This window comes from Haliscomenobacter sp. (assembly GCF_033763495.1).
Taxonomy (GTDB): domain Bacteria; phylum Bacteroidota; class Bacteroidia; order Chitinophagales; family Saprospiraceae; genus Haliscomenobacter.
Genome location: NZ_JANRKL010000228.1, coordinates 65,257 through 86,745, shown reverse-complemented (window position 1 = coordinate 86,745; position 21,489 = coordinate 65,257). Strand labels below are relative to the sequence as shown.

Annotated in this window: 17 protein-coding genes; 15 read left to right on the top strand and 2 right to left on the bottom strand. The window is 47.2% G+C overall.

All coding sequences use genetic code 11. From position 1 onward, the window contains the following. Positions 1 to 29 precede the first annotated feature (29 nt). Together SFV55_RS27185 and SFV55_RS27180 are read right to left on the bottom strand one after the other, a co-directional pair. Positions 30 to 1,262 carry a T9SS type A sorting domain-containing protein gene (locus SFV55_RS27185; RefSeq protein ID WP_320032740.1) on the bottom strand — a complete coding sequence of 411 codons (1,233 nt, stop codon included), beginning with the start codon at positions 1,260 to 1,262 and terminating at the stop codon, positions 30 to 32. A 51-nt stretch (positions 1,263 to 1,313) separates the two neighbouring features. Continuing rightward, positions 1,314 to 2,132, bottom strand: a complete 819-nt coding sequence (locus tag SFV55_RS27180) for a tail fiber domain-containing protein (protein ID WP_320032739.1) — start codon at positions 2,130 to 2,132, stop codon at positions 1,314 to 1,316. 197 nt (positions 2,133 to 2,329) lie between these two features. Between SFV55_RS27180 and SFV55_RS27175 the strand changes: the two genes are divergently transcribed. The 15 genes from SFV55_RS27175 (at position 2,330) to SFV55_RS27105 (ending at position 21,459) form a co-directional block, all read left to right on the top strand. Continuing rightward, the gene (locus SFV55_RS27175) at positions 2,330 to 2,623 is read left to right on the top strand and encodes a helix-turn-helix transcriptional regulator (protein WP_320032738.1); all 294 of its coding nucleotides are present in this window, start codon (positions 2,330 to 2,332) and stop codon (positions 2,621 to 2,623) included. Between the two features lie 237 nt (positions 2,624 to 2,860). Beyond that, a complete protein-coding gene (locus SFV55_RS27170) occupies positions 2,861 to 5,134 on the top strand; it encodes a DUF5916 domain-containing protein (protein WP_320032737.1) in 2,274 nt (757 codons plus the stop codon). Positions 5,135 to 5,315: 181 nt separating this feature from the next. Next, positions 5,316 to 7,451 (top strand): methylmalonyl-CoA mutase, encoded by a 2,136-nt coding sequence (gene scpA / locus SFV55_RS27165; protein ID WP_320032736.1) that lies wholly within the window; start codon positions 5,316 to 5,318, stop codon positions 7,449 to 7,451. Positions 7,452 to 7,571: 120 nt separating this feature from the next. Beyond that, positions 7,572 to 8,108 (top strand): ArsR family transcriptional regulator, encoded by a 537-nt coding sequence (locus SFV55_RS27160; protein WP_320032735.1) that lies wholly within the window; start codon positions 7,572 to 7,574, stop codon positions 8,106 to 8,108. 12 nt (positions 8,109 to 8,120) lie between these two features. After that, on the top strand, positions 8,121 to 9,320 hold the full coding sequence (lhgO, locus tag SFV55_RS27155; RefSeq protein ID WP_320032734.1) for an L-2-hydroxyglutarate oxidase: 1,200 nt from the start codon (positions 8,121 to 8,123) through the stop codon (positions 9,318 to 9,320). 3 nt (positions 9,321 to 9,323) lie between these two features. Next, positions 9,324 to 10,448, top strand: a complete 1,125-nt coding sequence (locus SFV55_RS27150) for a DegT/DnrJ/EryC1/StrS family aminotransferase (protein ID WP_320032733.1) — start codon at positions 9,324 to 9,326, stop codon at positions 10,446 to 10,448. Positions 10,449 to 10,464: 16 nt separating this feature from the next. Continuing rightward, on the top strand, positions 10,465 to 11,766 hold the full coding sequence (locus SFV55_RS27145; protein WP_320032732.1) for a nucleotide sugar dehydrogenase: 1,302 nt from the start codon (positions 10,465 to 10,467) through the stop codon (positions 11,764 to 11,766). Positions 11,767 to 11,808: 42 nt separating this feature from the next. Next, entirely contained in the window at positions 11,809 to 12,336 is a 528-nt protein-coding gene (locus SFV55_RS27140) for a UpxY family transcription antiterminator (RefSeq protein ID WP_320032731.1), read from the top strand. Positions 12,337 to 12,367: 31 nt separating this feature from the next. Beyond that, positions 12,368 to 13,420: an NAD-dependent epimerase gene (locus SFV55_RS27135; protein ID WP_320032730.1), complete on the top strand. Its 1,053-nt coding sequence runs from the start codon at positions 12,368 to 12,370 to the stop codon at positions 13,418 to 13,420. 3 nt (positions 13,421 to 13,423) lie between these two features. Then, on the top strand, positions 13,424 to 14,176 hold the full coding sequence (locus SFV55_RS27130; RefSeq protein ID WP_320032729.1) for a tyrosine-protein phosphatase: 753 nt from the start codon (positions 13,424 to 13,426) through the stop codon (positions 14,174 to 14,176). A gap of 8 nt (positions 14,177 to 14,184) precedes the next feature. Continuing rightward, positions 14,185 to 15,300: a non-hydrolyzing UDP-N-acetylglucosamine 2-epimerase gene (wecB, locus tag SFV55_RS27125; protein ID WP_320032728.1), complete on the top strand. Its 1,116-nt coding sequence runs from the start codon at positions 14,185 to 14,187 to the stop codon at positions 15,298 to 15,300. Positions 15,301 to 15,462: 162 nt separating this feature from the next. Further along, positions 15,463 to 16,269, top strand: a complete 807-nt coding sequence (locus tag SFV55_RS27120; protein ID WP_320032727.1) for a polysaccharide biosynthesis/export family protein — start codon at positions 15,463 to 15,465, stop codon at positions 16,267 to 16,269. After that, positions 16,266 to 17,417, top strand: coding sequence for a UDP-galactopyranose mutase (locus SFV55_RS27115; RefSeq protein ID WP_320032726.1), 1,152 nt, complete (start codon positions 16,266 to 16,268; stop codon positions 17,415 to 17,417). Before SFV55_RS27120 ends, SFV55_RS27115 begins: the two co-directional genes overlap by 4 nt. A 3-nt stretch (positions 17,418 to 17,420) precedes the next feature. Beyond that, positions 17,421 to 19,841: a polysaccharide biosynthesis tyrosine autokinase gene (locus tag SFV55_RS27110; protein WP_320032725.1), complete on the top strand. Its 2,421-nt coding sequence runs from the start codon at positions 17,421 to 17,423 to the stop codon at positions 19,839 to 19,841. A gap of 166 nt (positions 19,842 to 20,007) precedes the next feature. After that, complete coding sequence (locus tag SFV55_RS27105) at positions 20,008 to 21,459, top strand: phosphotransferase (protein ID WP_320032724.1); 1,452 nt, start codon at positions 20,008 to 20,010, stop codon at positions 21,457 to 21,459. Positions 21,460 to 21,489 lie beyond the last annotated feature (30 nt).

Genomic DNA, 21,489 nt, shown 5'->3' with positions numbered 1-21,489 from the left:
TGAGTTAAGCCAGTCTGCCTATTTCGCTACTATTCTGAAAAGATGAGTTTTTCGATCAATAATTTATTACCGATGCGGAGCGTGCATATGTACATTCCTGCTTGTAAGTTGTTGTTTCCACCCAAGTTAAAGTCATATTTACCTGGAGCAGTGATGCCCAAATCGGTTTTGTATACCAGTGTTCCTAGCGCATTGAATACTTGTATTTCTACTTTTTCGGTTGAGGACAACCAATAAGAGATTTTCCGATCTCCCGTTTTTGGTGCAGGGTTTGGAAACACCTTCATGCCATACTGTTGTGCATCTGCTTTACCCAACTCAGCCAATTCGATGTCATGTAGCTTTTTAGGTTTTAAGGCATATTTCCAGACCCCAAATTTGAGCGTCCCCCCAAATAACACCTTATCATGAACCGCGATGGAGCGGATGCCATCAAAAGGCAATTCACGGTCTATTTTTTGAGTGTCCTTTACTACTCCTTTTAAGTTTCCACCACTATAGAGTGCCGAATCAACAACCACCAAGGCTTGTACATTCGAAAGACCCTGCGTTTGTTTGGTTCCTTTTCCAAAAAAACTCAAGCGTTCTGTTTCAATGATCTGATCACCACTTGTTCCTAGATAAATGACTTTGCCATCAGTGGCCAGGCTTGCCACATCGTGTGGAGTACCAGCGTCTAATAGCAGCCATGTATTGCCTTCATCGGCACTTAGGTATACGCCTCTGCTGGTTCCAGCGATGATGTTGTTGTCTTTGGTCACCAGCAGCGCATAAATATTTCTCGATACGCCAATTGGCTGGGGAAGTTTGGCCTGTTCCCAGGTTTCCCCTTCATCGCTGGATTGAAAAATTCCTTGATTGGTTCCAGCGAAAATAGTCTTGCCATTTTGCGCCAAAGACAAAATTTTGATACTGGTCAATCCCTTTTCTTTTCGTTCCCATTTTAAATCATCTTGTAGGCTTCGGTAGATTCCATGGTTGGTGCCTACAAAAAAATATTTATCCGAGGCCAACATACAATGAGGCATCAAGCTGGCTATCCCTTGATCAACCCTTTCCCAGGTGTCCCCCAAGTCACTACTGCGGTATACCCCATGATTGTGGATGCCCGCAAATAGATGTTTCTTTTGAGATGACAAAAAAAATACCGTGCCTTGAGGTGAATTGGTGGGTAGCCAGCTTAATTGCTCCTGGCCATATACCTGCCCTGCCACGAGGAGGATCAAAAGAAGTCCTTTTATGAAACGGGTTGCGGATTTCATATCTTTATTTTAAGCACCAAAAATGGATGTTGAATCGCCTAGAAAGGCTGTTTATTTCTTTTTCAGGAGTTCTACTTCTTTTTGTAAATCTTCAATCTGTTTTTGTTGGCTCTTAACGGCTTCGATTAGAATGGGAATTAAGGCGGTGTAATTGACAGCCAAATATCCATCTTCCGAAGTAGATACGATGGAGGGTAATATTTTTTGTACTTCTTGTGCGGAAAGTCCGTATTGATCCGTAACTGGTGCGGATGCTTTGTCTATACTTTTCTTGGCGTCTTCCAGCGCTTTTTTCTCTTTTTCACCACTTGGACTCAGTTTATCCAGATCTGCTCGATATTTGGAATTTACTGCTGGAGTGAAATCATAACGGATTCCATTTAATTTTTTGAGAATGCTTAAGCTGCTATCAATTTTTAAGATATTTTTTTTCAATCTAATGTCAGAAAAGGTAGATACGTTTTGCGTCAAAGTCCCCCTCACCAATAAATTACCACTCACATCCAGTTTCATTCCTACATAAGCACCAGTAGAAGTGGTGGAAAAATAAATACCATTGCTGCCGTGTAAATGTAGGGCATCAGAATCGTCGCCCCCTCCGGTAATATTGGCACGAGCTTCTCCTAAAAAAATATATTCTCCTGATCCTGAGTAGCCATAATCTCCAAAGGAAATTCTTGATTTGGTGCGAAGTCCATCCGAAGGATTGACACCTAATGCTTCTGTAGTTACCTGAGCAGATGGATCATTTCCCGAACGCTCCAACCCAAGAATCGTTTTTCCTGTACTTGTAACTTTTACTTGTGCAATTCCATAATGACCCGCAAAAAATGAAAGAGCGAAAATAATCAGGAGCAATAAATTTTTCATAAGAAACAGTTTTGATGATGTTTTTAATCCGGTATCACTTTTTTCATGGTGCAATATTCGATAAAATTAACAATAAAATAACGCGAAAAACTTCACTCCATATGCAGTTTTGAACGAAGTTTGTGCATAAATAGACACAGCGCTGACTATATCGTCAGTCTACTAGATTAATACGTTGCACTGTAATAAACTTCCTTATGATTAGTCCCAAAACGATTTCCGAGAATATTCGTTATTGGCGTGAACAACGCAATTACAAACAGGCTTATGTAGCTAATCAGGCGGGAATCTCTCGCCGCTGGTATGTAAGTCTGGAAAATGGAATTGTTATTCCCAAAATAAATCACATTCTAGCTATTGCCGAAGTGCTTAACATTGAGCCTGAACTTCTTTTTAAAAAAGAGCAAAAAATCGGTAAATCTCTGGAAGAAGGAGATGTAGAAGAGAAGGTAAAACAAGCCATTCGTAAAGCGCTTGAAAAATTATTATGAACCTTGCCTAACTTGGTCTTGACACTTAGCATCTCTTCCAAATCCTTTTAACAAATAATCGATCCAGTCATTTTGGATCGGTTATTTGTTGTGTTCAACTTTGAACTAAAAATTGTTTCAATCGTCAAAAACCACCTATTGGGCATCATTCTCTCCCCCTTCAGCCCTATCATTTGTTTTACACCATTATAATCCAGAAATTCGCGCCATTCTAAAGTCCACACAACTTTGTTTAGCATGAAAATCGCCCAACTCCTCAGCAGTATCTGCCTGCTGCTGACCCAAAACCTTTACAGCCAAGCCCCAATCCCCGTTGAACCACACCAACTATCGATCCGCAAATCCAAAGAAACCATCCGTCTGGATGGTGCGCTGGATGAACCTGCGTGGCAAAATGCCCAGGTCGCCAAAGACTTTTTCCAAAACTTCCCCTTTGACACCTCCACAGCCAATTTGAAATCAGAAATCCGCCTCACTTTTGACCAAAACTTCCTCTACGTTGGGGCGGTTCTGTACCAAAATCAGGCCGACTACATCACCACTTCCCTCAAACGCGACTTTCAGAGTGGCACCAGCGACGTTTTTGCCGTCAACATCGATCCCTTCAGCGACAAACTCAATGGTTTCCACTTCGCCGTATCGCCTTTCAATGTGCAGCGCGAAGGCTTGATCGACAATGGCACCAACCTTACGATCGACTGGGACAACAAATGGTACTCCGAAATCCAGAACCATACCGACCACTGGGTGATCGAAATGGCCATCCCCTTCAAAACCCTGCGCTACCGGCAAGTGAGCGGGCAAAATGCCTGGCGCATCAATTTTGTGCGTTTTGGCCTCAAACAAAACGAGGCTTCCACCTGGTCGCCCGTACCCCGTGCTTTTATGCCCGTCAATCTGGCCTTCACTGGTTCGCTCATTTGGGAAGACGCCCCACCACAGCCCGGTGCCAACGTGTCGGTGATTCCCTACATCATCGGGCGAACGGAGAAGGACTTTGAATTCAAAATTCCCACCGAAAACAAACTCAACATCGGGGGCGACGCCAAAATCGCCATCACCCCCTCGCTCAACCTGGACCTGACCATCAACCCCGATTTTTCTCAGGTTGATGTGGATCGCCAGATCACCAACCTGAGCCGCTTTGAGCTGTTTTTCCCCGAAAGGCGGCAGTTCTTTTTGGAAAATGAAGACTTGTTCGGGCGTTTTGGTTTCCCCGATAGCCGGCCTTTTTTCAGCCGCCGGGTAGGTTTGGCCAATGGCAGCATCCGCAAGGTAACCACCGAGGGCGACACCATTTCCGTAACGCGCAACCTCAATGTGCCCATCAAAGCTGGCATGCGCCTGAGTGGCAAACTGGATAAAAACTGGCGCATCGGCCTGCTCAACATGCAAACGGGGCAAGTCAGCGCCCTCAAACAAGGCCCAGCCAATTACACCGTGGGCGTTTTGCAACGCAAGGTTTTTGAACGTTCGGCCATCAGCGCAGTGTTTGTCAACAAGGAAAACTTCCGGGTGGACGCGCAGGAAAAAATCCAGCACAACCCAGCTGCCTACAACCGGGTAGCAGGCCTGGAATACAACCTTTTTTCCAAAGACAACCAATGGGAAGGTGAGTTTTATTACCACCGCTCCTTCTCGGGCCAACAAAGCAATGCTGACGCCCAATCGGCAGCCGCGTTTTTGGGCCGTTTTACCCGCAAGTGGAACGTTTTGTCGGGTTTGCAATACATCGGGCAGGATTATCGGGCCGATGTGGGTTTTATTCCTCGACCCGGGCAGTTTTCGGTGTTCAACATCACCAAAATGAACATCTTCCCCCGCAAGGAGGGCTGGGCGAAAAAGGTCAATGTTACCGGCTTCAACCTGCAAAATACCCTGACCTACAATGCGCCGGGCTACCAGTTGACCGACCGCAGCCACCAGCTGACTTATTTTATGGAATTTCCCGGCAACTCTTCCTTGGAAATAAACGCTGGGCAGGAATACACCTACCTCTATTTCCCCTTCGACCCCACCAATTCGGGGGGCGAGGTATTGCCTGCTGGCACGGACTACACTTACCACACGGCGGGTGTGAGCTACACCTCGGACTTTCGTAAACCTTTTTCCTACGAAATCAACCTGGGTACGGGCCAATATTTCAATGGCAATATCTTCCGCGTCAACGGCGAGCTGGTGTACCGCTGGCAACCTTACGGCGTTTTTGCGATGACCTACGCCTACAACGACATCCATTTGCCTACTCCTTTCAACAGCGCCAGTTTTTGGCTGATCGGGCCCCGGGCGGAGTTGTCCTTTAGCCGCAGTGTGTTTTTCAGCACCTTTTTGCAGTACAATACCCAGGTCAACAACGTGAACATCAATAGCCGTTTGCAATGGCGCTTCCGCCCAGTATCGGATGTGTTCTTGGTGTATACGGACAATTATTTCACCGACCAGTTTTTTCAGGGGCCACAGGTCAAAAACCGGGCACTGGTTTTGAAAGTCACCTATTGGTTGAATCTATAAGTCAAGTTTTGGGGCCTGAAGTATAAGCGAAACACGGGCTGATTGGCAAATGCCTCAGTGCTGGATGTTTTGAGGAATAAATGCCTAAATTGCAAAAAGTCACCCCTGGCGAATCCAAGTGCTCACTTTGCTTTCCAGGCAAAATGGTTTAATTTGCCCCTTGAACCATTAACCCAGCTCTATGGCACGCCCTGATTTTCGCAATATAACACTTGAGCTCAACCTTGGAGGAGCTAAGCCCAAGCAGGAGGATGAGCCTTGGTTAAGTCCGGAAAAAATAAGCATTAAATCAGCTTATGCGCCCTCCGATTTGGCAGAGATAGCACATCTACACTTTGCCGCTGGCATCCCACCCTTTTTACGTGGGCCCTATGCCAGTATGTACACCATTCGTCCCTGGACCATCCGCCAATACGCGGGCTTTTCTACTGCCGAAGAAAGCAATGCCTTTTACCGCCGGAATCTGGCACAAGGCCAAAAAGGGCTCTCCGTAGCCTTCGACCTAGCCACCCACCGCGGCTACGATTCCGACCACGAGCGGGTGCAAGGCGATGTGGGCAAAGCGGGCGTTGCCATTGATTCGGTGGAAGACATGAAAATCCTTTTTGACCAAATCCCGCTGGCTGAAATGTCGGTTTCCATGACCATGAATGGTGCAGTGATTCCCATCATGGCCTTTTACATTGTCGCAGCGGAAGAGCAAGGAGTTAGCCCAGCTCAACTGAGCGGAACCATCCAGAACGACATCCTAAAGGAATTCATGGTGCGCAATACCTACATCTATCCTCCTGAACCTTCGATGCGCATCATTGCAGATGTGTTTGCTTACACTGCACAACACATGCCCAAATTTAACTCCATTTCCATCAGTGGTTATCACATGCAGGAGGCAGGTGCACCTGCTGATCTGGAATTGGCCTACACCCTGGCGGATGGCTGGGAATACCTGCGCACTGGTGTCAAGGCCGGGCTAGACATAGATGATTTTGCACCCCGCTTGTCCTTCTTTTGGGCCATTGGCATGAATCATTTTATGGAAATTGCCAAGCTGCGCGCTGGGCGAATGTTGTGGTCTAAAATAGTACAACAGTTCAACCCCAAAGACACCAAATCCATGGCCTTGCGCACGCACTGCCAAACATCCGGATGGAGCCTCACCGAGCAAGATCCTTTCAACAATGTGGGCCGCACTACCATCGAGGCATTGGCAGCAGCCCTGGGCGGCACCCAATCTTTGCATACCAACTCGCTGGATGAGGCCATTGCTTTACCCACCGATTTTTCGGCCAAAATTGCCCGCGACACCCAAATTTACCTGCAAAAAGAAACGGATATCTGCAAAGCTGTCGACCCCTGGGCGGGAAGCTACTACGTAGAATACCTCACCGACCAATTGGTGAAACGTGCTTGGGCTTTGATTGAAGAAGTGGAAGAACTGGGTGGCATGGCCAAAGCAATTGAAGAAGGCCTGCCCAAATTGCGCATTGAAGAAGCCGCCGCGCGCAAACAAGCCCGTATCGACAGCGGTAAAGACCAAATTGTTGGGGTAAATGTTTTCCGTTTGGAACATGAAGCACCTATCGACACCCTGGAAATAGACAATAGTGCCGTGCGGGAAGCTCAAATCCGCCGCCTGCAGAAAACCAAAAGCGAACGTGACGAGACCGCCTGCCAGGCTGCTTTACAAGCCTTGAAACAGGGCGCAAAAACCGGGGAGGGCAACTTGCTGGCTTTGGCCATTACTTGTGCCCGTCTGCGCGCTACCCTGGGTGAAATTTCTAGTGCACTGGAAGCTGCTTTTGGGCGCTACACCCCGGTAACCCGAGCAATTTCTGGAGTTTACAGCAAGGAAGCCAATAAGGATCTCGATTTTCAAGAAGCCCAGGATTTGGCTGACCAATTTGCCGAGATGGAAGGTCGTCGGCCCCGTATCATGATCGCCAAACTGGGCCAGGATGGCCACGATCGCGGTGCCAAAGTAATCGCCAGCAGTTTTGCTGATCTGGGCTTCGATGTGGATATCGGCCCCTTGTTCCAAACCCCGGCAGAGGCTGCCCGACAAGCAGTGGAAAACGACGTACACATCCTGGGTATCTCCTCCCTGGCGGCAGGCCACAAAACCCTGGTGCCTCAAACCCTTGCCGAACTGGCAAAACTGGGCCGTGACGACATCATGGTGGTGGTGGGCGGAGTAATTCCTGCACAGGATTATGCTTTTTTGTACGAGCAAGGGGTAGTGGGAATATTTGGTCCGGGCACAAAAATCTCAAAGGCGGCAGCAGCCTTGCTGAAGTTATTGATGAAAATGGCGGTTTAAGACTGAGTAGTTGAGCCTATTGCGAGCGAATTAGGTAACAACAATTTTTAATAATGAGCAATTTTTTTACTCATTTTCTTATTACCTTTGTGTATCCGAATATAACTGAAGTCCACTTAAATGATCGAAGCGCTCATTTCTTCTAAAACCAGAATCAAATTGCTGTTGAAATTTTTCCTCAACAGCAACACCACCGCTTACTTGCGGGGTTTGGAAAGTGAGTTTGGCGAATCTACCAATGCCATTCGGCTGGAACTGAACAATCTGGAACAGGCCGGCATGCTCGTGTCGGAACTTTGTGGCAACAAAAAAATCTTCCGGGCCAATACCCAGCATCCTCTATTTAGGGAAGTCAATGCCATTTTGATGAAATACCTGGGCTTGGATCAAATTATCGAAAATGTGGTAAAACGCCTCGGCGAGGTAGAAAAGGTATTTCTCACCGGAGATTTTGCCCGGGGCTTGGACTCTGCAATCATTGATTTGATCTTTGTGGGCAATATTGATCAGCATTATTTGTTGCAGCTAATCGAAAAGGTGGAGACCCTGGTCAAACGCCGCATTCGTTATATCATTTATACACCCGGCGAATACGCGGGGTTGGTCAAGAGTCAGGCAACGGTAGAACCCTTGTTACTCTGGTCCGAACTGGCTTAAAACATTAGGCGTATGAACAAAGAAGTACTTATCATTGGAGGTGGAATTGTCGGCCTCGCCACCGCCTGGCGCCTGCTGGAAGCGCGACCAGACCTGAAGGTGACTGTGCTCGAAAAAGAGCAGGAACTGGCTGCACACCAAACCGGGCACAACAGTGGCGTCATTCATTCGGGCATTTATTACCGACCTGGCACCTTACGCGCTCGCAACTGCATGGAGGGATATGGCGAGTTGTTGCGCTTTGCCGACGAACACAAGATCCCTTATGATATCTGTGGCAAGGTCATTGTTGCAACCCGCCGGGAAGAATTGCCCCAACTGGATCGGATTATGGGACATGGCCTGCAAAATGGGCTGACCGGCATCCGTCGCATCAGCGCTGAAGAAACCCGGGAGCACGAACCCCACGTCAACGTGATTGAATCCCTCTGGGTACCTTCTGCGGGCATCATCAACTACCGCAAGGTAGCCCACAAATATGCAGAATTGATCCAGGACAAAGGGGCTGTTATTCGCAAAGGTTTTAAGGTGGAATCTATCCAACGCAAGGATAATGAGATCATTGTGCGCAGTCAAAATGACGAAGTAAAGGGAGAACTGCTCATCAATTGTGCAGGATTGTACGCCGATAAGGTCGCAAAAATGACCGGGCAACAAATTAATGGAGTGCAAATCATCCCCTTTCGCGGCGAGTATTACGAGTTGAAACCTGAAAGACAGTATTTGGTCAACAACCTGATTTATCCGGTGCCCAATCCTGAATTTCCTTTCCTGGGCGTCCACTACACCCGAATGATCGAAGGAGGGATAGAAGCTGGGCCTAATGCTGTACTGGCTTTCCGCAGAGAAGGTTATAGTCGTTGGGACATCAATCTTGGTGAGTTAGCCGAAACTTTGGTTTACCCTGGTTTTCTACGCCTGGCCGCCAAACACTGGCGTTATGGCCTAGGTGAAATGCAGCGCTCTTATTCCAAAACGGCCTTTGTCAAAGCCTTGCAACACCTGATTCCCGAAGTAGGTTTTGAGGATTTGCAGCGCGGAGGTTCCGGGGTGCGCGCTATGGCCTGCGACCTTCAAGGCAAATTAATTGACGAATTCCTCATTTTTGAGGACCACAATATCATTAATGTATGCAGTGCTCCTTCGCCAGCTGCCACCGCCAGTTTGGCGATTGGTAAGACGATTGCGGGTAAAGCACTGGCAAAGGTTTAAATTATGCACGCCATTCAAATGGTTGACCTGAAGCGGCAATACCTGAAGATCAAAGACGAAATTGACCAGGGTATTCTAGAAGTACTCGATACAACCGCTTACATCAATGGACCCAAGGTGAAAGCTTTCCAGGAAGGATTGCAGCAATACCTGAGTACCGCACATGTGATTCCTTGTGCCAACGGCACCGATGCCTTACAAATTGCAATGATGGCACTTGACTTGCAGCCCGGCGACGAAGTAATTGTACCTGCTTTCACTTACGTGGCTACCGCCGAAGTCATTGCTCTGCTGCGTTTGAAACCTGTAATGGTAGATGTAGATTACAATACCTTCAATCTGACCGCAGAAATCGTCGCTAAAGCCATTACGCCTCGCACCAAAGCCATTGTACCAGTCAACCTTTTTGGTCAAAGTTGCGACCTGGAACCGATCATGGCCTTGGCACAAAAGTATGGCCTTTGGGTGATCGAAGACAATGCTCAGGCCATTGGCGCTGACTATACTTTTAGCGACGGCAGCACGGCCAAAACGGGAACCATTGGCCACATCGGTTGTACCTCTTTTTACCCATCCAAAAACCTGGGTGCATATGGAGACGGTGGAGCCATCAGCACCAACCGGGCCGATTTGGCCGAAAAGATGCAAAAGGTGGCCAATCATGGCCAGGTTCGGCGCTATTTCCACGATGTGGTAGGTGTCAACTCGCGCCTGGATGCCATTCAAGCAGTGGTACTCGGTGTTAAACTCAAACGTTTGGACGAATATGCCACAGCCCGTCAGGCTGCGGCGAATTTTTACGATAAAGCTTTTGCTGGCTTGGACTGGATTCAAACCCCCGTACGGCACCCAAAATCTACCCACGTTTTTCACCAATATACCCTGTTGGTAAAAAATGGGCAACGCGATGCCCTGCAAACGCATCTTCAGCAAAAAGGAGTGCCCACAATGATTTATTACCCGGTGCCACTTTACGAGCAGGATGCATTTCGGCCATTTACGGATCTGCAACATTTACCGGTCACGGAGCAATTGTGTCGGGAAGTATTGTCTTTACCCATTCATACCGAATTGGATCCAGAACAATTGAACTACATTGTTGAGTCAGTAAAGGGTTTTGGCCACTAACTGGAAAGCAGAGACGATGGGGATTGAAGATTTTGTACAAAAGAAAAAACTGGTTTCAGTCATAGGTTTAGGGTACGTAGGTTTGCCACTGGCCCTGGTTTTAGCCAAAAAATTTCGGGTCGTTGGTTTTGACATCAACACCACCCGGGTGGCTCAAATGCGGGCAGGAATAGATCCTTCGCAGGAATTAAGGGCTGAGGCTTTTCAGGGCGCAGACATCCAGTTTACCCACCAGATCGAAGATTTACAGCAGGCACATTTCCACATTGTGGCGGTGCCAACCCCGATTGATGAACACAATAACCCTGATTTGACCCCCTTGCTCAAGGCCTCCCGATCGGTGGGCTCCCAGTTGAAAAAAGGGGATTTTGTCGTATTTGAGTCCACGGTTTATCCGGGGTGTACCGAAGAGGATTGTGTGCCGATTCTGGAGCAAGAGTCGGGATTGATTTTTGGGCAGGATTTTAAAGTGGGTTATTCGCCAGAACGTATTAATCCCGGCGACAAAGAACACACTGTAGAGAAAATCCTCAAAGTTGTGTCTGGCAGTGACGATGAGGCCTGCGAACTGATTGCTCAGGTGTATGGCAGTGTCATCGAAGCTGGAATATACCGGGCCAGTTCCATCAAAGTTGCCGAAGCAGCTAAAGTGATTGAAAATACCCAGCGCGACCTCAACATCGCTTTTATGAATGAATTATCGGTAATTTTTGACCGCATTGGCATTGATACCCGCGAGGTTTTGGAAGCTGCCGGTACCAAATGGAATTTTTTAAAATTTTATCCTGGTTTGGTAGGAGGGCACTGTATTGGTGTAGACCCTTATTACCTTTTGCACAAGTCAAAAGAATTAGGGTACACGCCTCATGTGATTACGAGTGGGCGCAAAATCAACGACGAAATGCCAGCCTATGTTGCCAAGCGCCTCGTGCAAATGCTCATCCAAAAAGGTAAAAACCCTGGTCAATGCAAGGTACTGGTACTGGGGGTTACTTTTAAAGAAAATGTGGCCGATATACGCAACTCTAAAGTAGCCGATTTGGTACAGGAGTTACGGCAATTTTCGATCACCACCCATTTGGTAGACCCCTTTGCTTCTGCGACAGAAGTGGCGCATGAATACAAGTTAAACCTAATGAGTGAACCTGAAAGCAACTACGATGCGGTTATCATTGCCGTAGCTCACCAAACTTTTGTAGAAATGCCACTGGAAGAGCTACGCAAACTGATGAATGGCAAACCTTTATTACTGGACCTTAAAGGCATTTATGCCCGAAAGGCTGCTGAAATGTTAAATATCGCTTATTGGCGTTTGTAATACCCATTTAAGCTAAACAACCCGCTATAAACAATAGAAACTATGCTTGACGCTTTAGAACCCCGTTGGTTTGCGATATGCACCAAATACAAACGGGAAAAATTGGTGAGCAAGTACTTGTGTGACAAGGGAATCAAGAGCTACCTGCCCTTGCAGAAGGTGACCCGTATGTATACGCGTAAGGTCAAAAAGGTTGAACTACCACTGATTAATTGTTATGTTTTTGTCCAAATTGTTAAGGATCAGTATGTTTCTGTGCTCGAAACTCCTGATGTGACACATTTTGTTAAAATCGCCAAAGAATTGATTGCCATTCCCGAAGTTGAAATTGACATTATGCGACGGGTTACTGGCGAGGTTCCCAATGTGGAGGTAGATCGGGGGGTGTTTAAAGTTGGCGAAGAAGTGGAGATTATCAGCGGCAGTTTGTTCGGCCTCCGGGGAAGGCTGTTGCAGGGTTTGGGCTCCAAAAACTTTGTAGTGGAGTTGGAAAACCTAGGATATTCTCTGCGTATGCAAATGGCCCCGGAAATTTTGCGGCCATTGACCAACAAACGGGGCGCAGCATAGCTAGGTAATTTAAATGCATACATCAATCATAATGAAGCGTATTTTAGTGACCGGCGCTGCTGGTTTTATTGGATTTCATTTATCTAAAAAACTACTTGAACGCGGGGACGAAGTAGTGGGTTTGGATTGTTTGAATGATTACTACGATGTTGAATTGAAATATGCCCGCCTAAGCCAGTTGGGCATTGAGCGCAAACAAATCAAAGAGGGCCTCTTGTGCACAAGTAAAGAGGTATCCTTTTCTTTTATTCAACTCCAGTTGGAAGACCTGGCAGGCTTGGGAAAGTTGTTTCAAACCGAAAAATTTGACGTAGTGGTCAATCTGGCGGCCCAGGCCGGAGTACGCTATAGTTTAATCAATCCACATGCATACATCAACAGCAATATTGTAGGTTTTGTCAATATCCTGGAATGTTGTCGACATCAACAGGTACCGCACCTGGTATATGCCAGTAGCTCCAGCGTGTATGGACTGAATAGTGAGATGCCTTTTTCTACGGCCCATAATGTGGACCATCCCGTCTCCTTATACGCAGCCAGTAAAAAAAGCAACGAACTCATGGCCCATACTTACAGCCATTTGTTTGGGTTGGCTACTACGGGTTTGCGTTTTTTTACTGTTTATGGCCCCTGGGGCCGGCCCGATATGGCCCTGTTTTTGTTTACCAAAGCCATTTTGGCTGGTGAGCCCATCAAGGTCTTCAATCATGGGCAAATGATTCGGGACTTCACCTATGTTGATGATATAGTAGAAGGCATCATCAGGGTAGCGGATCGCCCCCCGGTTGCCAATCCAAACTGGAATCCGGCAATTGCAGACCCTGCCCATTCCAGCGCCCCATACCGTGTATACAACATTGGTAACAATCAGCCCGTTCAATTGGCGGAGTTCGTTGCCGCGATTGAAACATCTTTAGGAAAAAAAGCCATCAAAGAGTTGTTGCCCATGCAACCCGGTGACGTAGCAGCTACCTTTGCCGATGTTCATGACCTGGAAGTGGACACAGGTTACAAACCTGCCACTTCGGTGCAAACCGGGATTCAAAGTTTTATTGACTGGTACCGTTGGTATTATCAAGTCTAGTTTATGTTTGGAAAATTGTTCTCGCGTGGTTCCACTCAACCTACCCAGCCTGGCGACTTCTCAGTACTGGGAATAGACATGCATTCGCACCTCATTCCTGGTATTGATGATGGAGCTGAAACCGTAGAGGAAAGCCTGGAACTGATCCGCGGGCTCATTCACCTGGGCTACAGCGGCGCAATTACAACACCCCATGTGATGGGCGATTATTATCCGAATACGGGGACAATCATCCAGAATGGCTGGGAAGAGCTGCGCCGTGCCATCCATCAGGCTGGGTTAACGTTTAGGCTGGAAGCCTCCGCCGAATACCATCTCGATTCTTTTACCGCTGAATTGTTTGCAAAAGGGGAAATTTTGCCCATGCCTGGCAAACGGGTTTTGGTGGAATTGTCTTTTTTTGGTGCTCCGCCCGATTTGGAAACCCGGATTTTCGAACTGCGGCTCCAGGGGTATTTCCCCATTTTGGCCCACCCTGAACGATACAGCTATTACCTTGGAAACCTCGCTGCTTTGGAACGCATTTGTGACCTGGGTTGTGATTTACAAGTCAATATTCTTTCCCTTACCGGGCACTATGGGCCTCCGGTAGCAAAATGGGCCAAAACCTTACTTGATAAAAATATGGTGAGCTACCTGGGGACAGATATGCACAATGCCAGGCACTTAAAGGAACTCCAGGCTGCTCTCCAGCAAAAGGACATTTTGCGAATTTTGCAACGCCATACATTCAAAAACCAGGACCTGCTCAATTAATAATCCACATGAAAATTCTCAACATTGTTGGCGCCAGACCCAATTTTATGAAAGTTGCTCCACTTCACCGTGCTTTTCAAGCCCGGACTGAATTGGAATCCAAAATTGTACATACCGGGCAACATTACGACGCCAAAATGAGCGACGTTTTTTTTACCCAGCTCGAATTGCCTAATCCCGATTATTTCCTGGGTGTAGGTGGTGGTTCGCATACCCAACAAACGGCCAAAATTATGCTGGCATTTGAAGAGGTTTTGCAAAAAGAACAACCCGATCTGGTTTTGGTCGTTGGTGATGTCAATTCCACCATTGCCTGTGCGCTGGTAGCTGTAAAAATGAACATCCCGGTGGCCCATGTAGAGGCGGGGTTGCGCAGTGGGGATCGGGGCATGCCTGAAGAAATCAATCGGATTTTGACCGATAGTATTTCTGATTATTTGTTTGTTACAGAAATGAGTGGCATGATCAATTTGGCCAAAGAGAACGTGCCCGATGAGCGAATCTTTTTTGTTGGCAACTGTATGATTGATTCCTTGGTTCATTACCAGGCCCGGGCTCGGCAGTTGAGTTACAGTGCTGTTTTGCCCAACAAACCAACAATCCAAGACCAAAGTTACGTCCTGATGACCATGCACCGCCCTTCTAATGTTGACTTTGAGGAAGGTTTAACGTCCATTCTCAGTATCATTGAAGATGCGGTGCAATACCGACAGGTCGTATTTCCCGTGCATCCACGGACGCTCAAAAACATGGAGAACTTTGGCCTGCTGGAGCGTTTTGAGCGCATTCCGAATCTAATCACAACAGAGCCCTTGGGTTACCTGGAATTTTTGCGTTTGATGGAAGGGGCTGCATTGGTGATCACCGATTCGGGGGGCATTCAAGAAGAAACAACTTTTTTACAAACGCCCTGCCTGACTTTCCGTAGTAGTACCGAGCGCCCAGTCACTGTGGACTTGGGCACCAATACCCTACTGGCTGATCTAAATCCCAAAACAGTGCATCAACATATGCTGGAGGCACTGGAAGGTCGGGGAAAAAAAGGTAGCATTCCACCCCTTTGGGATGGACGAGCTGCCGAGCGGATCGCGGATGTATTCATCGATATTTTTAAACGTAAATGATAAATTTGGTTGGGGAAAATTGAGGAAGGTTGAGGAAGGTTGAGGCTGCCGCGAGCCACTTAGACACGCACACTATCACACACAAACACATACCCATTCTTGCGGCAGCCTCCACCTTCCTCCACCTTCCTCCACCTTCTCAACCCCTCAAACCATTGATCCATGCGAATGCTGTACTTCTTTACCCTACTACTCCTGACTTGCTCCTGTGTACAACACAAGCAACTGGTCAATTTCAACCAGGGGCCACTGCCTTTAAACAAAGCCGAAGCCATTGCCAATTCCATTGATCTAAGCATTCAGCCGGAGGATTTGTTGCAAATCAATGTGAGCAGTTTCGAACCAGAGGCAGTTAAAGCCTTTGCTCCTCAAGCGGGCGGTGCACTCGGCCAACAGAACAACAATTTAATGCAACAGAATACCGGGGGAACTGGAGTCAATTCCTTAGAATTGTTCACTGGTTATTTTGTAGATCGAGCTGGTTACATCGACTTTCCAGTAATTGGCCGGGTAAAAGTGGGGGGGTTAACCCTCGGTGTAGCCCACGATACCATCCTTAATCGCATTTTGCCTTATGTCTCTGATGCTGTGGTTAGCCTGCGGTTTTTGAACCTCAAGATTACCATATTGGGGGAAGTAGGCCAACCGGGTTTAGTGCGCCTCTCTAATAAGAGGGTAACCTTGCTAGAAGCTATTGCCATGGCTGGGGATTTAACCAATTATGCCGATCGAGCCAATATCCTGTTGGTTCGGGAAAAAGATGGTCAGCGCCAATACGTTTACCACAACTTGCAAGACCCCGGAATTTTCGCTTCGCCTTATTTTTACCTAGAACAAAACGATTTCATCTATGTGCAACCTACCAAGGCGAAGGTGGGAGGCATTACTGATCAAACCAGCCGTATTTTTACTTTCGGCTCAGCAGGTTTATCTTTGATTACCTTGATTATTGCCATTTTTAGACGATGAGTGCAAACGTCCATATTGTGGGATCCGGTTTGACAGGAGCGACCATTGCACGCTTGTTGCACGATCAGGGGTATGCTGTCACTGTATTTGAGCGCCGTGCTCAGATAGGGGGCAATGTACACGACTTTTTACACTCTTCGGGCATCCGGGTACATAGTTATGGGCCACATTATTTTCGAACCAATTCAGAGGTGATTTGGGCTTACGTGCAGCGTTTTGGCTCTTTTTTTTCCTATCGAGCGGTGGTGAAATCATATGTTGACGGGCAATACGAGAACTGGCCCATTCTCGCGGCCTATTTAAAGCGAATTGGTGCCGAGCAATACCACAAGTCCCGTTTTTTTACTGCTGCTTCCCTTCCTGCCACCAATTTTGAAGAAGCAGCCCTTCAATTGATGCCAGTAGAAGTGTATGAAAAGTTTGTCAAAAATTATACCTTCAAACAATGGGGTGTAGAACCGAAGCAACTCAGCCCGGATTTGGTCAAACGTTTTGAGGTTCATTACGACGATGATCCACATTTGACTCCCGGCTATAAATGGCAAGGTCTCCCTGTGGACGGATATGCCCAATGGATGACCAGGATGTTGGACGGAATAGAACTCCATCTGGGCGTGGATTACCTCCAAGAGCAAAAATCCTTAGAACCTGCTTCTTTTACCGTCTTCACCGGGCCGATTGATGCTTTTTTTGGCTTTGATCTGGGCCGTCTGCACTACCGTGGGCAAAAGCGGGAACACCATTATTTGCCCAATACGAATTGGTACCAGCCATGTGCGCAGGTCAACAACCCAGCCTTGGAAACCGGGGACCATATCCGCACGCTGGAATGGAAACACTTAATTCGCCTGGAGCAACAGCAGTTTATTTCTGGCACATTAATCACCCGTGAAACCCCTTTCAGCCCGCAGGATATAGACCAATATGAGTACCCCTTTCCTGACAATACAAATCAAGGACTTTATCAACAATACCGCCAACGCGCCCAAAAAATTCCCAATTTACTCATTTGCGGCCGCTTGGGGGAATACCGGTATTACGATATGGATCAGGCCATCGGTCGGGCAATGATGCTGGTACAGAAGCAGATACTACCAGTTTTGTCCGTAAATAGTGGGCGGAAATTTTCAAATCTTTTGTACTTTTGACCAATGGATAATTCACAACCTACACCCTACAATCATGCTGATGGCGCTGCCTCTCCCAGTGGCAATAAAGAGCTGGACATCAAGTACTTTTTTTTCCTCTTTTTACGGAACTGGTATTGGTTGATTCTGGGGCTTATGATTGGCTACAGCATTGCCTGGCTCAAGTTGCGTTACGCAACCAATATATACCAGGTAGGTGGTAGTATTTTATTGGAAGACAATGCCAAAAGCAGCATTTCGGAAGAAATCATTACCGAAAAACTGGGGCTGGAGCAAGAATCCAATGTGGATGACCAAATTCAGGTACTCAAGTCGACGACTTTGATGCGCCGGGTAGTGGATTCGCTCAACCTCAACGTAACCTATTACACAGTCGGACGGGTAAAAACCAGCGAGATGTACGGCCCCAGCTGCCCTTTGGTGCTAATTAGCGCGCTGCCACAAGTAATGGCTTATGGCACTTCGTTACGGGTGCGTACACTGAACGATTACGATTTTACCTTGGTAAAAGGGGAAAACGACACCTTAACTTGTCATTACGACACCCCATTTGTCCTCAACCAAATTGAATATACCCTGAGCCGTCAGGCCGGCGCGGTGCCGGGAACGGAATTTTTAATTCGCATCAATTATCCAGAAGGTACCGCTGCGGAGTATGCAGAAAAGCTGGTGATTCAGCCCGTGCCGGGTTCCAATGTGCTCAACCTCAGCATGCGCGACCCTGTAGCTGAGAAGTGTATTGATGTGTTCAAAACCCTGGTCAATGAGTTTGACAACAGTCAGATTGAAATAAAAAATGAGTCAGGGCGCAAAACGTTGGAATTTATTGATGAGCGATTAGGTTTTATCACTGAGGAGCTATACAACGTTGAAAAAGACGTTGAAGGGTACAAACGCAGCCGAGATTTACCAGTGGCCATTGAAAGTAAGGCCAGCGAATACCTTACTAAAGTTTCCACTGCGGATGAACAACTGATGGAGCTTGATTTGCGCCTAACCATGCTGGACGCCATTGAAAAAAAACTCAATGACCCCAATGCACAAAACGAATCGCTGCCCCTAAGTTCAGAGCTATTGTCAAGTAGCGCTGCAGCAGACCTCATCAAAGCCTATAATGAACTCATCCAAGAACGCAAAAAGCTTTCGGCAATCGCAGGCCCTACCAATCCCGCCTTTAAATCATTGGACAAAAAAGTGGAGGAACTGCGTAAACCTTTGTTTGACAACTTTATAGTTATTCGTCGAGAACTCAACGAACGCCGTGCCCAGGTCAGCAAACGTTTGAAACCCATTGAAAATAAAATTAGCGCCATTCCCACTTATGAGCGGGAATTACTCCAGATTTTGCGCCAACAACAAATTAAAGAACAACTCTTTTTATTTCTTTTGCAAAAAAGAGAGGAAACAGCCCTTAGTGTAGCAGCACAGGTGTCCAATACCCGCATCCTCAACCCTCCAGTTGGCCAGGGCTTGGTTTCGCCGGATCGGCGTCGAACCTTTACCTTGTACTTGTTCATGGGCTTTTTGTTGCCAGGACTTGTGGTATTCCTTTTTGACTACTTCAACAATCGGATTTACGACGAGGGTGATATTCGCCGCCACACCAATGCGCCTTTTTTAGGAGGGATTATGCAATCTGCTGCCGGGAAATCCATTGTCGTTAACCGCAGTAGCCGATCAGCCATCGCGGAAATGTTTCGGATGTTGCGTACCAATTTGCATTACCTGGCCAAGGGAGAAACCCAAAAGGTTATCCTCGTCAGTTCCAGTGTGAGTGGAGAGGGCAAAAGTTTCATTTCTATCAACCTGGGCATCAGCATTTCGCTTTCTGGTCAAAAAACACTTTTGTTGGGTTTGGACATCCGTAGACCGAAACTGAGTCGGTACTTGACTGGACACCAGGCCGAACGGGGGGTGACGAATTATCTGGTGGGGCAAGCTTCGTTGGATGAGCTCATTCAGCCTTTGCCTGATCATCCATTGGTTGATTATTTGGATTGCGGTCCTATTCCGCCCAACCCCGCTGAATTGTTGATGAGTGATGCCACTCGGGATTTGTTCATCGAGTTGCGCAAGCGCTATCAATACATCATTGTGGATACTGCTCCGGTCGGACTGGTCACTGATGCCCTTTTACTTGATCCACATATTGACCAAACCGTAATCGTTACCCGTTTTGGGATGAGTCGCACCCCGTTCTTACGCATGGTTCAAGACATTTACAGCAACAACAAATTGCCTCAGGTGGGGATTGTACTCAATGGGCTTAAGGCTAGGGTAGGTTACGGTTATGGCTACGGGTATGGCTACAGTTCGTCGTATGGGTACAGTTATGGCCAAGGTTATGGCAGTGAATACTTCGACAAGGAGCCGCGCCGCCGTTGGTCCTGGCGCAGAATCCTTAAACGCCTCCGCTTGAAATAATTTCATAGTTTTGCGTCTAAGTATGACGCAAAAAATTATTTCCTGATTTTTTTGGAGGTTTTTGAATAGGAGGTTCACTTGATATGAAGCATTCGACTTCCTATTCAAAACCCAAATCGGGAAGTTAATTTTCCTGCGTTACTAAGTTGAGAAACATCATACTGGAATGACTCCACAAAAAATTGAAGCTGCGCTAGCTGAGTTATTTGAGCAGTGGGCAGGTGAAAGCCCTAAATTGATTTTACCTCTGGCACCTTCTGGCTCTGAACGGATTTATTACCGCTTGCAGGGGTCTGAGCGGGCGGCCATTGGCACTTATAGCCCCAATGATCGGGAGAGCAGGGCCTTTTTGGAATTCACCCGTCATTTTCACAGCAAATCGCTCCCGGTTCCCGAAATTTATGCGGAAGATTTAAACACCAAGGTGTATTTGCAAGAGGACTTGGGCTCTACAACCTTGTATAGTTTTTTGCTGCAAAATGACGATTACTTCCCTGACTATCTGGCCCAAATCTACAAGCGGGTAGTGGAGCAACTGGCCCGTTTGCAAATCATTGGGGGAAAGGACTTGAACTACGAGCACAGTTACCCTAAACCTGCCTTTGACAAGGAGGCCATGTTTTGGGACCTGAACTATTTTAAATACCATTTCCTGATGCTCACCAGGGTGCGTTTTGATGAACAAGCCCTGGAGAAAGATTTTCACGACCTGGCCGATTACCTGCTTACTGCGGACAACCAATACTTCCTGTTCCGCGATTTTCAGTCGCGCAACATCATGATCAAAAGTGGTGAGCCCTATTTTATCGACTATCAGGGTGGCCGCCGTGGCGCCCTCCAATACGATTTGGCCTCTTTGTTGTTTCAGGCCAAAGCCAATATTCCGCCGGATATTCGCCAGGAAATTCTGCAACATTACATCAAAGTTGCCGGTGAATTAACGCCGATTAATCCCGACCGCTTCATCGAACACTACAATGGTTATGTATTGATCCGCAACATTCAGGTGTTGGGGGCATATGGATTCCGAGGACTGTTTGAACGCAAAGAGCATTTCCTCAAAAGTATCCCCCACGGCTTGCGCAACATCAAGGGGCTTTTGGAAAACTGGCAATTGCCCATCGAACTGCCGCACCTGCGGGAAGCGATGCAACGGATTTTGGACTCCAAAAAATTTGAGCCTTTCAATAAGATCAAAAGTAGCACCAGTTTGCTCACAGTAGGGGTCAATAGTTTTTCGTACCATGCTGGCGGCATTCCCGAAGACAGCAGTGGCAACGGCGGCGGTTTTGTATTTGACTGTCGCTTTATCCACAACCCAGGGCGCTACGAGCCTTATAAAAAATTGACTGGCCGCGACGAATCGGTCATCAATTTTCTCAAGCAACACAGCACTATGGACGAATACCTACACAATGTATTCCGCATCGTGGATGCTGCCGTGGAAGACTACATCGAGCGCAGCTTCACCAACCTAACGGTCAATTTTGGTTGCACCGGAGGCCAGCACCGCTCCGTATACGCCGCCGATGCCCTTGCCAAACACCTGAAAGAAAAATATGGCATCAGGGTGATCTTGCACCATGTGGAGCAGGAGAAGAAAAATTGGGAAAACTAATTTATTAGAGATGAAAGATGAGAGATGAAA

Bases quoted from the DNA above. Each gene is read 5' to 3' on its own strand.
- SFV55_RS27185 (WP_320032740.1), bottom strand. From the start codon at position 1,262: ATGAAATCCGCAACCCGTTTCATAAAAGGACTTCTTTTGATCCTCCTC.
- SFV55_RS27180 (WP_320032739.1), bottom strand. From the start codon at position 2,132: ATGAAAAATTTATTGCTCCTGATTATTTTCGCTCTTTCATTTTTTGCG.
- SFV55_RS27175 (WP_320032738.1), top strand. From the start codon at position 2,330: ATGATTAGTCCCAAAACGATTTCCGAGAATATTCGTTATTGGCGTGAA.
- SFV55_RS27170 (WP_320032737.1), top strand. From the start codon at position 2,861: ATGAAAATCGCCCAACTCCTCAGCAGTATCTGCCTGCTGCTGACCCAA.
- scpA (WP_320032736.1), top strand. From the start codon at position 5,316: ATGGCACGCCCTGATTTTCGCAATATAACACTTGAGCTCAACCTTGGA.
- SFV55_RS27160 (WP_320032735.1), top strand. From the start codon at position 7,572: ATGATCGAAGCGCTCATTTCTTCTAAAACCAGAATCAAATTGCTGTTG.
- lhgO (WP_320032734.1), top strand. From the start codon at position 8,121: ATGAACAAAGAAGTACTTATCATTGGAGGTGGAATTGTCGGCCTCGCC.
- SFV55_RS27150 (WP_320032733.1), top strand. From the start codon at position 9,324: ATGCACGCCATTCAAATGGTTGACCTGAAGCGGCAATACCTGAAGATC.
- SFV55_RS27145 (WP_320032732.1), top strand. From the start codon at position 10,465: ATGGGGATTGAAGATTTTGTACAAAAGAAAAAACTGGTTTCAGTCATA.
- SFV55_RS27140 (WP_320032731.1), top strand. From the start codon at position 11,809: ATGCTTGACGCTTTAGAACCCCGTTGGTTTGCGATATGCACCAAATAC.
- SFV55_RS27135 (WP_320032730.1), top strand. From the start codon at position 12,368: ATGAAGCGTATTTTAGTGACCGGCGCTGCTGGTTTTATTGGATTTCAT.
- SFV55_RS27130 (WP_320032729.1), top strand. From the start codon at position 13,424: ATGTTTGGAAAATTGTTCTCGCGTGGTTCCACTCAACCTACCCAGCCT.
- wecB (WP_320032728.1), top strand. From the start codon at position 14,185: ATGAAAATTCTCAACATTGTTGGCGCCAGACCCAATTTTATGAAAGTT.
- SFV55_RS27120 (WP_320032727.1), top strand. From the start codon at position 15,463: ATGCGAATGCTGTACTTCTTTACCCTACTACTCCTGACTTGCTCCTGT.
- SFV55_RS27115 (WP_320032726.1), top strand. From the start codon at position 16,266: ATGAGTGCAAACGTCCATATTGTGGGATCCGGTTTGACAGGAGCGACC.
- SFV55_RS27110 (WP_320032725.1), top strand. From the start codon at position 17,421: ATGGATAATTCACAACCTACACCCTACAATCATGCTGATGGCGCTGCC.
- SFV55_RS27105 (WP_320032724.1), top strand. From the start codon at position 20,008: ATGACTCCACAAAAAATTGAAGCTGCGCTAGCTGAGTTATTTGAGCAG.